The organism is Cohnella cholangitidis (genome assembly GCF_014107495.1).
Classification (GTDB): Bacteria; Bacillota; Bacilli; order Paenibacillales; family Paenibacillaceae; genus Cohnella; species Cohnella cholangitidis.
Genome location: NZ_CP041969.1, coordinates 2,238,836 through 2,252,500, shown reverse-complemented (window position 1 = coordinate 2,252,500; position 13,665 = coordinate 2,238,836). Strand labels below are relative to the sequence as shown.

At 52.0% G+C, this 13,665-nt stretch carries 8 protein-coding genes, 1 rRNA gene and 4 pseudogenes (1 of these 13 running past the window's edge); 11 read left to right on the top strand and 2 right to left on the bottom strand.

Going from position 1 to position 13,665, the window contains the following annotated elements; genetic code table 11:
* A 23S ribosomal RNA gene (locus FPL14_RS10795) occupies positions 1–407 on the top strand; it begins 2,521 nt to the left of the window's first position.
* 650 nt (positions 408–1,057) lie between these two features.
* Positions 1,058–1,897: an InlB B-repeat-containing protein gene (locus FPL14_RS10790; RefSeq protein ID WP_182302952.1), complete on the top strand. Its 840-nt coding sequence runs from the start codon at positions 1,058–1,060 to the stop codon at positions 1,895–1,897.
* A 52-nt stretch (positions 1,898–1,949) separates the two neighbouring features.
* On the opposite strand, the gene FPL14_RS10785 is transcribed toward FPL14_RS10790, so the two are convergent.
* Positions 1,950–2,141, bottom strand: a complete 192-nt coding sequence (locus FPL14_RS10785) for a hypothetical protein (RefSeq protein ID WP_182302951.1) — start codon at positions 2,139–2,141, stop codon at positions 1,950–1,952.
* Here FPL14_RS10785 and FPL14_RS10780 point away from each other — a divergent pair.
* The 9 genes and pseudogenes from FPL14_RS10780 (at position 2,131) to pssA (ending at position 12,984) form a co-directional block, all read left to right on the top strand.
* Positions 2,131–2,790 carry an InlB B-repeat-containing protein gene (locus tag FPL14_RS10780; protein ID WP_182302950.1) on the top strand — a complete coding sequence of 220 codons (660 nt, stop codon included), beginning with the start codon at positions 2,131–2,133 and terminating at the stop codon, positions 2,788–2,790. The genes FPL14_RS10785 and FPL14_RS10780 overlap by 11 nt on opposite strands.
* Before the next feature lie 22 nt (positions 2,791–2,812).
* Complete coding sequence (locus FPL14_RS10775; RefSeq protein WP_182302949.1) at positions 2,813–4,618, top strand: S-layer homology domain-containing protein; 1,806 nt, start codon at positions 2,813–2,815, stop codon at positions 4,616–4,618.
* Positions 4,619–4,918: 300 nt separating this feature from the next.
* Positions 4,919–5,379, top strand: a pseudogene (locus tag FPL14_RS10770) (CtsR family transcriptional regulator).
* A gap of 19 nt (positions 5,380–5,398) precedes the next feature.
* Positions 5,399–5,905: a protein-arginine kinase activator protein McsA gene (locus FPL14_RS10765; protein ID WP_182302948.1), complete on the top strand. Its 507-nt coding sequence runs from the start codon at positions 5,399–5,401 to the stop codon at positions 5,903–5,905.
* 16 nt (positions 5,906–5,921) lie between these two features.
* Complete coding sequence (locus tag FPL14_RS10760) at positions 5,922–6,986, top strand: protein arginine kinase (protein ID WP_182302947.1); 1,065 nt, start codon at positions 5,922–5,924, stop codon at positions 6,984–6,986.
* A 35-nt stretch (positions 6,987–7,021) separates the two neighbouring features.
* A pseudogene (locus FPL14_RS10755) lies at positions 7,022–9,468 on the top strand (ATP-dependent Clp protease ATP-binding subunit).
* Between the two features lie 114 nt (positions 9,469–9,582).
* Positions 9,583–10,949: pseudogene (radA, locus tag FPL14_RS10750) on the top strand (DNA repair protein RadA).
* 17 nt (positions 10,950–10,966) lie between these two features.
* Positions 10,967–12,073, top strand: coding sequence for a DNA integrity scanning diadenylate cyclase DisA (gene disA, locus FPL14_RS10745; protein WP_182302946.1), 1,107 nt, complete (start codon positions 10,967–10,969; stop codon positions 12,071–12,073).
* Between the two features lie 156 nt (positions 12,074–12,229).
* Positions 12,230–12,984: pseudogene (pssA, locus tag FPL14_RS10740) on the top strand (CDP-diacylglycerol--serine O-phosphatidyltransferase).
* 133 nt (positions 12,985–13,117) lie between these two features.
* Here the strand turns inward: pssA and FPL14_RS10735 are convergent.
* On the bottom strand, positions 13,118–13,513 hold the full coding sequence (locus FPL14_RS10735; protein WP_182302944.1) for a nucleoside triphosphate pyrophosphohydrolase family protein: 396 nt from the start codon (positions 13,511–13,513) through the stop codon (positions 13,118–13,120).
* Positions 13,514–13,665: the final 152 nt, after the last annotated feature.

Here is a 13,665-nt window from a genome sequence, read left to right as displayed (position 1 = left end):
GGGAGGTTTGGCACCTCGATGTCGGCTCATCGCATCCTGGGGCTGAAGTAGGTCCCAAGGGTTGGGCTGTTCGCCCATTAAAGCGGTACGCGAGCTGGGTTCAGAACGTCGTGAGACAGTTCGGTCCCTATCTGTCGCGGGCGTAGGAAATTTGAGAGGGGCTGTCCTTAGTACGAGAGGACCGGGATGGACGCACCGCTGGTGTACCAGTTGTTCCGCCAGGAGCACCGCTGGGTAGCCAAGTGCGGAAGGGATAAGCGCTGAAAGCATCTAAGCGCGAAGCCTGCCTCAAGATGAGATTTCCCAATTCGTAAGACCCCTGGAAGAACACCAGGTTGATAGGCTCGGGGTGGAAGCGCGGCAACGTGTGGAGCTGACGAGTACTAATCGGTCGAGGGCTTATCCTAAACGAATTGACATAGTAAGGCAAATGATACACTCACCTTCTTCCTACATGCTTTGTTTCGTATACCTGCACCGCAATGCACAGCATTGCTGCCTGCAAGTATACGGGGCCGTGACGACTTCGTCGCACGGGTTCGCATCCAGTTTTCAAGGTGTAAGACCAAAGACGAAGTTCCTTTTCACAGAGGAGCTTCGTTTTTTTGTGTTTCACGACACAGACGGGAAAATAATTATTGCCAAATTTTACATTCAGAATTAGTTGAGTGGAGTTTGATATGGTTGAAAGGGTTTTAAAATGATCTTTTCTCTCAAAAACGATCAGACCGGAGGGGTTTATTTGTTACGTCGTACTTTTGCGTTTTTTATGGCGTTAATACTTACATTTTCAATGTCATTAACTGTTTATGCGGGGATTGACTATAATCCAAACGGCGCATCGGGTAGTGAAACGATAAACTTGGTGAATAATGAGGAAACCGTTATTACCGATATTCCAAAAGGCGTCTATGATTTAAGTATTACTCTAGTGCCTATAGGAAGCGTAGATCTGGATATTCGTCTGTATGATACGGATGCAAACGTATATGTGCTTGCATATGACGATCAGGGTAGAGCGATGGGACAGTCACCTGCTCCAAATGGGGGGAAGGCGGTGAGCACGTCATATGGTGATATGCAGATCGCTTACAGCGGGTTCGATGGTACCGGTGGTAATCCCGGCATAGAGACGATAACGATTACGGGAATCACGAAAGTGAATTTGGAAATTCGAGCAGCGGCTTTTGCAAATGGCGGAGCCACGGTTAATTACAGTTATAGTAAATATGTCGAAGAAGGCTCGGCAACTACGTATACAGTTACGTACAACGCGGGAGCAAACGGTACGATTAGCGCAACAAGCGAAACCGTAACGGAAAACGGCCATCCGGCAAATGTTCCAACCGTGACGGCGAATGGCGGATATACGTTCACGGGCTGGAGCAAAGACGGAGGCACGACGCTGCTGAGTGAAGCAGATATTAAAGCAGCAACGGTAACGGGTAACGTAACATACACGGCTTACTATTCTCAAAACACGTTTACGGTCACTTATGCCCCTGGAACAAATGGGACCATTAGCGCGACAAGTGAAGTCGTAGCGGAAAATGGCCATCCGGCAAATGTTCCAACCGTAACGGCGAATGATGGATATACGTTTACGGGCTGGAGCAAAGACGGAGGCACGACGCTGCTCAGCAAAGCGGATATCGAAGCCACGACGGTAACGGGTAACGTGACGTACACGGCGTACTATAGCCAAAACACGTTTACGGTTACCTACGCTCCGGGAACAAACGGCACCATAAGCGCAACTAGCGAAGTCGTAGCGGAGAATGGCCATCCGGCAAATGTTCCAACCGTAACGGCGAATGACGGATATACGTTTACGGCGTGGAGCAAAGACGGAGGCACGACGCTGCTCGCAAAGCGGATATCGAAGCCACGACGGTAACGGGTAACGTGACGTACACGGCGTACTATAGCCAAAACACGTTTACGGTTACCTACGCTCCGGGAACAAACGGCACCATAAGCGCAACTAGCGAAGTCGTAGCGGAATAGCCATCCGGCAAATGTTCCAACCGTAACGGCGAATGGTGGATATACGTTACGGGCTGGAGCAAAGACGGAGGCACGACGCTGCTCAGCAAAGCGGATATCGAAGCCACGACGGTAACGGGTAACGTGACGTACACGGCGTACTATAGCCAAAACACGTTTACGGTTACCTACGCTCCGGGAACAAACGGCACCATAAGCGCAACTAGCGAAGTCGTAGCGGAGAATGGCCATCCGGCAAATGTTCCAACCGTAACGGCGAATGACGGATATACGTTTACGGGCTGGAGCAAAGACGGAGGCACGACGCTGCTGAGCAAAGCGGATATCGAAGCCACGACGGTAACGGGTAACGTGACGTACACGGCGTACTATAGCCAAAACACGTTTACGGTTACCTACGCTCCGGGAACAAACGGAACCATTAGCGCGACTAGCGAATCGGTAGCGGAAAACGGCCATCCGGCAAATGTTCCAACCGTAACGGCAAACAGCGGTTACGCGTTTACGGGTTGGAGCAAAGACGGAGGCACGACGCTGCTCAGCAAAGCGGATATCGAAGCCACGACGGTAACGGGTAACGTGACGTACACGGCGTACTATAGCCAAAACACGTTTACGGTTACCTACGCTCCGGGAACAAACGGCACCATAAGCGCAACTAGCGAAGTCGTAGCGGAAAACGGCCATCCGGCAAATGTTCCAACCGTAACGGCAAACAGCGGTTACGCGTTTACGGGTTGGAGCAAAGACGGAGGCACGACGCTGCTGAGTAGCGGATATTAAAGCAGCAACGGTAACGGGTAACGTGACGTACACGGCGTACTATAGCCAAAACACGTTTACGGTTACCTACGCTCCGGGAACAAACGGCACCATTAGCGCGACTAGCGAATCGGTAGCGGAAAACGGCCATCCGGCAAATGTTCCAACCGTAACGGCAAACAGCGGTTACGCGTTTACGGGTTGGAGCAAAGACGGAGGCACGACGCTGCTGAGCAAAGCGGATATCGAAGCCACGACGGTAACGGGTAACGTGACGTACACGGCGTACTATAGCCAAAACACGTTTACGGTTACCTACGCGGCTGGAGCAAATGGCACCATTAGCGCGACTAGCGAATCGGTAGCGGAAAACGGTTATCCGTCCAGTGTTCCAACGGTAACGGCAAACAGCGGTTACGCGTTTACGGGCTGGAGCAAAGACGGAGGCACGACGCTGCTCAGCAAAGCGGATATCGAAGACACGACGGTAAAGGGTAACGTGACGTACACGGCTTACTACCGCGCAATAACGGTAACGACACCGTCCACGCCATCGGGCGGAGGCGGAGGAGGATCAGCACCGGCACCAACAAATGAAGACGACTTTATAGAAGTGTACGTTAACGGCAAAGCGGAGAGCGTTGGAAAATCTAAAACGGTTGAAGCAAACGACCGAAAAGTGACGATCATTTCCGTAGACAGGGCGAAGTTATTGGAAAAATTGGCTTCCCAAGGACAAGGGACGGTAATCATGGTCCCGTCTCAGGGCGAGACCAATGTGATCGTTGCCGAACTGGATGGTCAAATGATCGAGAGCCTGGAACGAAAGCAAGCTATTGTTGAGCTGAGGTCCTCTACAGGAAGCTACTGGTTGCCTGCTAGCCAAATTCATTTGGACAATTTAGCGAAACAGCTTGGCGCTGCGTCGAATCAAGACATCACTATCCGCATCGAGGTTGCCGAATCCTCGGCGAACAGTCGTAGCCTAACCGAGAGCTTGTCGACTTCAAAAGGGTTTGCGCTTGTCGTTCCGCCCGTTCATTTCACGGTAACCGCTGCTTATGGGGATAAAACCGTCGAAATTACTAAGTACAGTGAATACGTTGAACGAGCGATCGCCATTCCGGAAGGCACGGATCGGAACAAAATTACGACGGCTATCGTTGTCGAACCGGACGAAACGGTGCGTCATGTGCCGACGAAGGTTGTCCTTCTGAACGGCAAATACTATGCAAAAGTGAATAGTTTGACAAACAGTACGTATGCGCTCGTATGGCATCCGGTCGAGTTCAAGGATGTCGAGAACAACTGGGCGAAACAAGCCATTAACGACATGGGATCGCGTATGGTCATCGACGGCAAAGGCAATGGCCTGTTTAGTCCGGACCACAACATCACGAGAGCCGAGTTTGCCGCGATCGTCGTTAGAGGATTAGGATTAAAGCTTGAGCAAGGGGCAACGCCATTCAAGGATGTAAGTACAACGGATTGGTATAACGGAGCGATTCATACCGCGTACGCGTACGGATTGATCAACGGATACGAGGATGGCACTTTCCGGCCGAATGACCAGATTACCCGTGAACAAGCCGCGGTGATCATGTCTAAAGCGATAGCGATGACATCCTTAAAAGATAAGCTGCCGGTCGTCAGCGCGGCAGAAACGATGCGTCCTTTCGCGGACGCGGAGAACGTATCGAGCTGGGCCGTAACCGGCATGGCCGATTGCTTGCAGGCGGATATCGTCTCCGGCCGAAAAGGTAACGAGCTCGCTCCGCAAGCCTTTATCACGAGAGCGGAAGTCGCGACGATGATTCAAAGACTGCTGCAGAAATCCAATCTAATCTAACCTTAAATAAAGTTATCCCGATAACGGTTCGAACGAACTGCGGTCGGGATAACTTTTTTTCTTGTCTGTCTTCATGTCTCAAGGGTCGCGAACTGAATAAAGCCAATGTGCCACCTCCATACTAAAGATTAAGCGGATTGGACAACGGAATTCGAAGCGCGTTGCATTTTCTGAAAAGGGGCGTATAATAAAACTATAGTCAAAGAAAGTCAAAGTCAGATCAGCCCCTAAAGGCCGAACCGCATAGAGATGCCCTGAGCGCTCTGTCGTTGGCTTTCATTCCTGAAAGGAGGTTGGACGTTGGCTAACATTACGGATTTAATCGAGCAATACTTGAAACAAATACTACAAACCAGCTCGGAAGGTTCGGTTGAAATCCAAAGAAGCGATTTGGCCGACAAGTTCTCTTGCGTACCGTCGCAAATCAATTACGTTATTAGCACAAGGTTTACGTTGGAGAAGGGCTACTTCGTGGAGAGCAAACGCGGCGGCGGGGGATATATTCGGATCCAGCGCGTCAACTTGCCTTCATTGGAGGCCGTTCAGCGCCACATTCAGCAGACCGTCGGCGAACAGATCGACCAGACGGCTGCGGAAGGACTTATCTACAATTGGAGGAAGCCCGGTTCATCACGATGCGGGAAGCCCGGTTACTCAAGACGGCCGTTTCTCGGGATGTATTGGCCTTAAAGCTGCCGGTTCGAGATGAGATTCGAGCCAAGCTGATGAAGGCTATGTTAATCGCCCTGCTTGCGAAATGAGGAAAGGAGGCCTGTCCGAATGCAGTGTCAGGAATGCGGCAAACGTCCGGCAACTCTGCACTTCACGAAAATCGTGAACGGAGAGAAGGCGGAATTGCACATTTGCGAATCGTGCGCCAGGGAGAAGGGGGAGCTTATTCCAGGAACCTCAAGCGGATTTTCCATACACAACCTGCTCTCGGGGCTGCTTGACTTCGAGAACCCGAATCCCATGGCCAAACCTCCCGCTGCCAAATGCGAAACTTGCGGGATGACCTACACGCAGTTCAGCAAGATCGGACGTTTTGGCTGCAGCCATTGTTATAAGCAGTTCTCGGAACGTTTAGACCCTTTGCTCAAACGGGTACATGGTAATACGGTGCATGTCGGCAAAGTGCCTAAACGGGCAGGAGGAAGGCTCAAGACGAAACGGGAGATCGATCGGCTTAAGAAAGAAATGCAAGGGCGCATCGAACGGGAAGACTTCGAGACCGCGGCGCAATTGCGGGACCGGATACGCGAGCTAGAAAACGAAATGAGCGGTTGAAGGGGAGGAGGACATTATGGCTAAACGTAAATTCGTCAAACAAGCGCTCAGCCAGTGGATGAATGGAGAAGGACCGGATTCCGAAGTCGTGATCAGCAGCCGCGTCCGCATCGCGCGTAATATTCGCAATATGCCTTTTCCTCTGATGGCTGACCCTTCCCGCTCTCAATCGGTAATGGAACAGCTGCTCGGGGTCGCGGAGAGCGGCAGGCTGAACGGCTTGGGCAAGATCGAACAAATTCGGCTTTCCGAGCTAACCGAGCTGGAGAAGCTCGTTCTGGTCGAGAAGCACTTGATCAGTCCGAACCTGGCGAACGAATCCCGTAATGGAGCGCTTATTCTAAGTCCCAACGAGGATATTAGCGTAATGATAAACGAAGAGGATCATTTGCGCATTCAATGCTTAAGCTCCGGTTTTCAAATTCATGAGGCTTGGGACTCGGCAAGCAAAATCGACGATATATTCGAGGAGCAAGTCGATTACGCCTTCGACGAGAAGCATGGCTACTTAACGAGCTGCCCGACTAACGTCGGTACCGGAATACGGGTTTCGGTCATGATGCATTTGCCGGCTCTGGTCATGACAGGACAGATCAATAGGATCTTATCGGCCGTCACGCAGGTCGGGCTTGCCGTTAGAGGACTGTACGGAGAAGGCAGCGAAGCGACGGGCAATTTATTTCAAGTGTCCAATCAGATTACGCTGGGCCAATCCGAACAGGAGATCATAGAAAATTTATTTCAGGTCGCTCGCCAAATGATCGAACACGAGAAGTCGGCTAGGAGTAAGCTAATATCCGAATCCCGGTTGCGGGTGGAGGATCGCGTCCGAAGATCGTTCGGGATCTTGTCCCATGCGATGATCATCGATTCCAAAGAAGCCTCGCAGCGGTTATCGGATATTCGGCTTGGCGCGCATCTAGGGCTGCTGCCGGAAGTCAATCAGATCGCCTTGAACGAACTTCTCGTATCGACTCAACCCGGATTTCTCCAAATGACGTTCGGGGAAGCGATGAGTCCGGAGGACAGAGATAGGTCAAGAGCGGAATTAATCCGCTCCCGACTGGCAACTAATTCATAAATGTTTTATTCTTAACATTATAGGAGGTGTGTCTCATGATGTTTGGTAGATTCACGGAACGTGCACAGAAAGTATTGGCCTTGGCTCAAGAAGAAGCAGTGCGTTTGGGACACAACAATATCGGTACAGAACATATCCTGCTCGGATTGATCCGGGAAGGGGAGAGCATCGCCGCGAAAGCGCTGATCGCCCTCGGCCTTGGGTTGGAGAAAATCCAAGACGAGGTAGAATCCCTAATCGGCCGCGGGCAAGAACAGCCCACTAATATCGCCTATACTCCGAGAGCTAAGAAAGTCATTGAGCTCTCCATGGACGAAGCGCGCAAGCTTGGCCACACCTACGTAGGAACGGAGCATATCTTGCTCGGTCTTATTCGCGAAGGCGAAGGCGTAGCGGCGCGCGTCTTGAACAATCTCGGCATCAGCTTGAATAAAGCCCGCCAACAAGTGCTGCAATTGTTAGGCAGCAACGAGAGCGTATCGCAAAATCACGGCCCGTCCGCAAACGTAAGCACTCCGACTTTGGATGGCTTGGCTCGCGACTTGACCGCCAGCGCGCGCGAAGGCAATATCGATCCGGTCATCGGCCGTCAGAAGGAAATCGAGCGCGTCATTCAAGTGTTGTCCCGCCGGACGAAGAACAACCCGGTTCTGATCGGGGAGCCCGGGGTAGGGAAGACGGCGATCGCCGAAGGACTGGCCCAGAAAATCGTGAATAACGAAATTCCGGAAACCCTTCGCGACAAACGCGTCATGACGCTCGATATGGGCTCCGTCGTCGCGGGTACGAAATACCGCGGGGAATTCGAAGACCGCCTGAAAAAAATCATGGACGAAATCCGCCAAGCGGGCAACGTGATCCTGTTCATCGACGAGCTTCATACGTTGATCGGAGCGGGCGCGCCGAAGGCGCAATCGATGCTTCCAATATTCTTAAGCCTGCTCTCGCTCGCGGTGAGCTGCAATGTATCGGGGCGACGACGCTCGATGAGTACCGCAAATACATCGAGAAGGATGCGGCGTTGGAACGCCGGTTCCAACCGATCACGGTAGATCAGCCTACGCCGGAAGAAGCCATCCAAATCCTGCACGGTTTGCGCGATCGCTATGAAGCGCATCATCGGGTTAAAATCACGGACGAAGCGATCGAAGCCGCGGTTAAGCTGTCCGATCGTTACATTCCCGACCGGTTCCTGCCGGACAAAGCGATCGACCTGATCGACGAAGCCGGCTCCAAGGTGAGACTGAATTCGTATACGGTACCGCCGAACCTGAAGCAGTTGGAAACGCGGCTCGAGGATATCCGCAAAGAGAAGGATGCAGCCGTTCAGAGCCAAGAGTTCGAGAAAGCGGCCGCCCTTCGCGACACGGAACAGAAAATCCGCGAAGAGCTTGACCACACGAAAAACTTGTGGAAAGAAAAACAAGGCAGAACCGATTCGGAGGTTACGCCCGAGGATATCGCCCAAGTGGTCGCCAGCTGGACCGGCATACCGGTCAGCAAACTGGCGGAGGAAGAAACCGAACGCTTGCTGAAGATGGAAAGCATTCTTCACGATCGCGTTATCGGCCAAGACGAAGCCGTTAAGTCCGTGTCTCGCGCGATTCGCCGCGCCCGTGCGGGCCTGAAGGATCCGAAGCGCCCGATGGGCTCCTTCATCTTCCTCGGACCTACGGGAGTCGGAAAAACGGAGCTTGCCAGAGCGATCGCGGAAGCGATGTTCGGCGACGAGAACGCGGTTATCCGTATCGATATGTCGGAGTATATGGAGAAACATTCGACTTCCCGCTTGGTCGGAGCGCCTCCGGGGTACGTCGGGTACGAGGAAGGCGGCCAATTGACGGAGAAAGTACGGCGCAAGCCATACTCCGTCGTGCTGCTGGACGAAATCGAGAAAGCCCATCCGGAAGTATTCAACGTCTTGCTGCAAGTGCTCGAAGACGGCCGCTTGACCGATTCCAAAGGCCGCTCGGTGGATTTCCGCAATACGCTGATCATCATGACGTCCAACGTCGGAGCGGAGCAAATCAAGAAAAATTCGACGCTCGGCTTCACGGCCGCTCAAGACGCGGGCCGCGATTATCAGAATATGAAGGACAAAGTGTTGGGCGAACTGAAGAAGTCGTTCCGTCCGGAGTTCCTGAACCGGATCGACGAATCGATCGTGTTCCACCCGCTTACGGAGGAGAATATCGCCGAGATCGTAACGCTTATGGCAGACGATCTTCGCAAGCGCCTTGTCGAGCACGACGTCAGCTTCGAGTTGACGGAATCCGCGAAAGCATTCCTTGCGAAAGAAGGATACGATCCGCAATACGGAGCTCGTCCGTTGCGCAGAGCCATCCAGAAGCACATCGAAGACCGCTTGTCCGAAGACTTGCTGTTAGGCAAGATTTCCAAAGGCAACGCGCTTCTCATCGATGAGGAGAACGGCGCTCTTGTCGTTAAACAAAAAGACGGAATCGAGTTAACGAAAGCTTAATAAAGCATAAATCTGCATAGAACTCTCCGCCTCGCCTTTACCGGCGTCAGTGCGGAGAGTTCTTTTTCATGGTAAAATTCCTTTATAGGATCATAAAAGGAGCCGTTTATCCCGATGGCTAAAGTCAAAACTAAGTTCGCCTGCACGCAATGCGGTACCGAATCTCCGAAGTGGATGGCAAATGCCCAGGATGCCATGAATGGAATACGATGGTCGAGGAGACCGAAACGGAAATAAAAGCGCCCGTAGGACGGGGCGAACTACTCCGGACGAAAGAAAAAGCGCGTGCCATCATAGATATAGAAAGTGGACGCGAGCCGCGGATATCCACCGGCTTGTCCGAGCTTAACCGGGTTCTTGGAGGAGGGCTCGTACCGGGTTCTTTGCTGCTCGTAGGCGGGGACCCCGGGATCGGCAAATCGACGTTGTTGCTGCAAGCCTCATATTCTTTGTCTACGCAAGGCTTGAAGGTGCTTTACGTGTCCGGAGAGGAATCGGTACGCCAAACGAAGCTAAGGGCAGATCGTCTCGGCGCGTTGAACGATAAGCTGTACGTATTATGCGAAACGAATCTTGAAGTAATCGAAGAAGCGATTACCGAAGTGGGGCCGGATTTTCTCGTTATCGATTCGATCCAAACCGTGTACCGTCCGGAAGTCGCGTCCGCGCCGGGAAGCGTAGCCCAAGTCCGGGAATGCACGGCGCATTTTATGAGAATATCGAAGATTAACGGAGTCGCCACCGTGTTGGTCGGGCATGTTACCAAGGAAGGGGCGATCGCCGGACCGCGGCTGCTGGAGCATATGGTCGATTGCGTGCTCTACTTCGAAGGAGAAAGGCATCATACTTATCGCATATTACGGGCGGTGAAGAACCGCTTCGGATCTACGAACGAGATCGGTATTTTCGACATGACGGAGGATGGATTGCGCGAAGTCGCCAACCCTTCCGAATTGTTCTTATCGGAAAGGCCGCTCGGCGTATCCGGCTCAACCGTCGTCGCCAGCATGGAGGGGACGAGACCGGTATTGGTGGAATTGCAAGCGCTAGTGTCTCCAACTCATTTTCCGTCTCCGCGCCGTATGGCATCGGGCTTCGATCATCACCGGATGTCGCTGGTCATCGCGGTTCTCGAAAAACGGATGGGAATGTTCCTGCAAAATCAGGATGCTTATTTAAATGTAGCCGGCGGGGTTAAGCTAGATGAACCGGCAACGGATTTGGCGGCCGCGGTAAGTCTGGCATCGAGCTTTAAGGATTCGCCGACGAAACCGTACGATGCGATCTTCGGAGAAGTAGGTTTGACGGGAGAAGTAAGAGCGGTATCTAGAGCGGAGCAGAGGGTGAAGGAAGCGCACAAGCTAGGCTTCAAGCGCGTTATTTTACCGGAAGCAAGCATGAAGGGGTGGCAAGCGCCAAAAGACATTGCGCTGATCGGCGTGAGGACGGTTGCCGAGGCTCTTAAAGCCGCATTGGAATAGGGGGTATCGATGACAAAATGAAAGATAAAGATAGAGATCCGAAAGACAAAGAACGCAGTCAACAGGAAAAAACGATGAATTTGCTGCTCCAGATGGTCGCGCCCGGTACCCCGTTCCGCGATGGGTTGGAAAACGTGCTCCGCGCCAAAACGGGAGCGTTAATCGTAGTGGGATATAGCCCGGAAGTCATGGAAGTCGTGGACGGAGGCTTCTCCATTAATTGCGATTTCAGCCCCAACTACTTGTATGAACTGGCCAAAATGGACGGAGCCATCATCCTCAACGAGGATGTCAAACGGATATTGTATGCCAATACCCAATTGATTCCGGATTCCTCGATTACCTCGTCGGAAACCGGAATCCGCCACCGGACGGCGGAGCGGGTCGCCAAGCAGACGGGCAAGCTCGTCGTCTCCATCTCTCAACGCCGCAACGTCATTACCTTATACCAAGGACAGCTTCGATATGCGCTTAAAGAAATGGGAGTCATATTGACTAAAGCAAACCAAGCGATCCAGACGCTGGAGAAATACCGGGCGGTGTTCACCCAAGCATTGACGAACTTATCGGCTCTGGAATTCGAGGAACTCGTTACTATGCACGAGGTGGCGCACGTCATTCAGCGCGCCGAAATGGTATTGCGGATCAATAACGAGATTAACCGCTATGTGCTTGAGCTTGGCAATGAAGGCAGACTCATCAGCATGCAGAAGGAAGAATTGGTCGGAGCGGCGGAGGAAGAGGCATGGCTGCTGCTCAGGGATTACGCGAAGGATGACGGGGAGAGTAAAGTGCGCGAAATTCAGGCGGCCATCCGCAAGCTGTCGTCCGAGGAGCTTCTGGATTCCGCTTTGATCATACGCATGCTGGGCTATCCGTCCTTGAGTTCCGTCGTCGAAGAAGGCTTGTTGCCCAGAGGCTACCGGATGCTGAGTAAAATATCCCGATTGCCGAGCGTTATCATTCATAATTTGGTCGAACGGTTCTGCGCCCTGCCTCATATCGTCATGGCTTCCATCGAGGAATTGGACGAAGTGGACGGGATCGGCGAGGTTCGGGCAAGAGCGATTAAAGAGGGCTTGAAACGGATTCAAGAGCAGGTGTTTATTGACAGACAGATATAAGGGGAATACAATTGGAAATGTTCTTCAATTCGCGCAGATCAAGTAAATGCGTTTTAAGCGGAGTCTTAATTTCCGCTATTCTCTAGAATGAAGGCGCTGGCAGTGTAGCGCTTAACATTCCGGACAATAGGGTATAGTAAAGTCGAGGTGGCAAACATGATTACGAAGTCGATACCGAATATCTTTACAATAGGTAACCTGTCTTTAGGCGTGATAGCCATCATATTGGCGTTTAACAATGAAACGAACAGCTCGAATACGGCTGCTTTATTGGTCATTATAGCGATGTTGTTGGACGGATTGGATGGACGGGTAGCTCGCGCGTTAAACGCGCAAAGCGAATTCGGCAAAGAATTGGATTCTCTCTCCGACGTCATTTCGTTCGGGGTGGCTCCTGCTTTCATTATGTATCAAGCTGCATTTCAGGGCGTTAATCCCGCGATGGCTTGGATCGTCACGGCGATATTCCCGATTTGCGGAGCTTTAAGATTAGCGCGCTTTAACGTCATTGACGGAATCCCGGGGTATTTTATCGGGTTGCCGATTCCAGCGGCCGGAGGCGTGTTGGCGACGCTGGCGCTTTTCCACGACGAGCTGCACTATTCCTTGTTGCTCATCAGCACCGTTGCCTTGTCCTTCCTGATGGTTAGCAACATGAAATATCCGAACTTCAAGAAGCTCGGCTTGCCGAGGAAGGCAATGTGGGCCATTCCGGTCGTTGTTCTGGGTGCCGCGGTGCTCGCCTATATGTTCCAGGAGGCGATCCCGAAAGTCATTCTGGCTTTATTGCTTCTCTATGCATTATGGGGCCTAAAAAAAACGTTGATGGATTGTTCCCTTCGGGCAGACGCGCTAAGCGCATGAAAAAAGCGGAAGAAGAGGAACAAGAGCGTTCCAAGCATAGCGCATAACCAACTATAAGAATATCGAAAGCATCGATTATTTCCCTCATGGGAGCCGTCGATGCTTTTTTTTGCGTCAACGAAAAAGCAGCCTCCTTGTCAGGGGCTGCCTCTTCAAGCGTAGGATTCATTGTGTATACGATTACGTTAAATTAAACCAGCCTAACGTAGAGCACTTTTCGGCTTCCTTGGCGACGACGTCCTCTAAGCTAATCTCTAGCAGATTGCACATGGCGGACATGTAGAACAGGTTCTTGCCCATCTCGCTGCGGATGATTTCACGGCATTGCTCGCACAGAGCGCCTTCCATGTGGGACTTCGATTGACGATGCGCTTGGTCGAGCGGCATTTCCTCGGAGAACCCTTGGTTTCTGGCGTTTAAGGCAATACAACCGCATTCCGTGATCGATTTGGATATGGCCCGGTTGACGGATGCATTGGATTGACTGAACTTCGTGACGACATCGAGCAGACTGCGATGACGGAGTAACAATTCCGACACCTGACTCTGAAATTCATGGAGCGTAGGCGCGCTCATCCGTTCCACCTCGGTTACCTTTAATTTACTTTTCCTACTCCATTATAGATCAAGGGCTAAGAGAATTCAAAAGAAGTTGTCGTTTTCGTGAAACTTGAACAACCTTTGCAAGAAGCTTACGGAAGTGAGGTTAGCATTCGAAAAATTGGAAC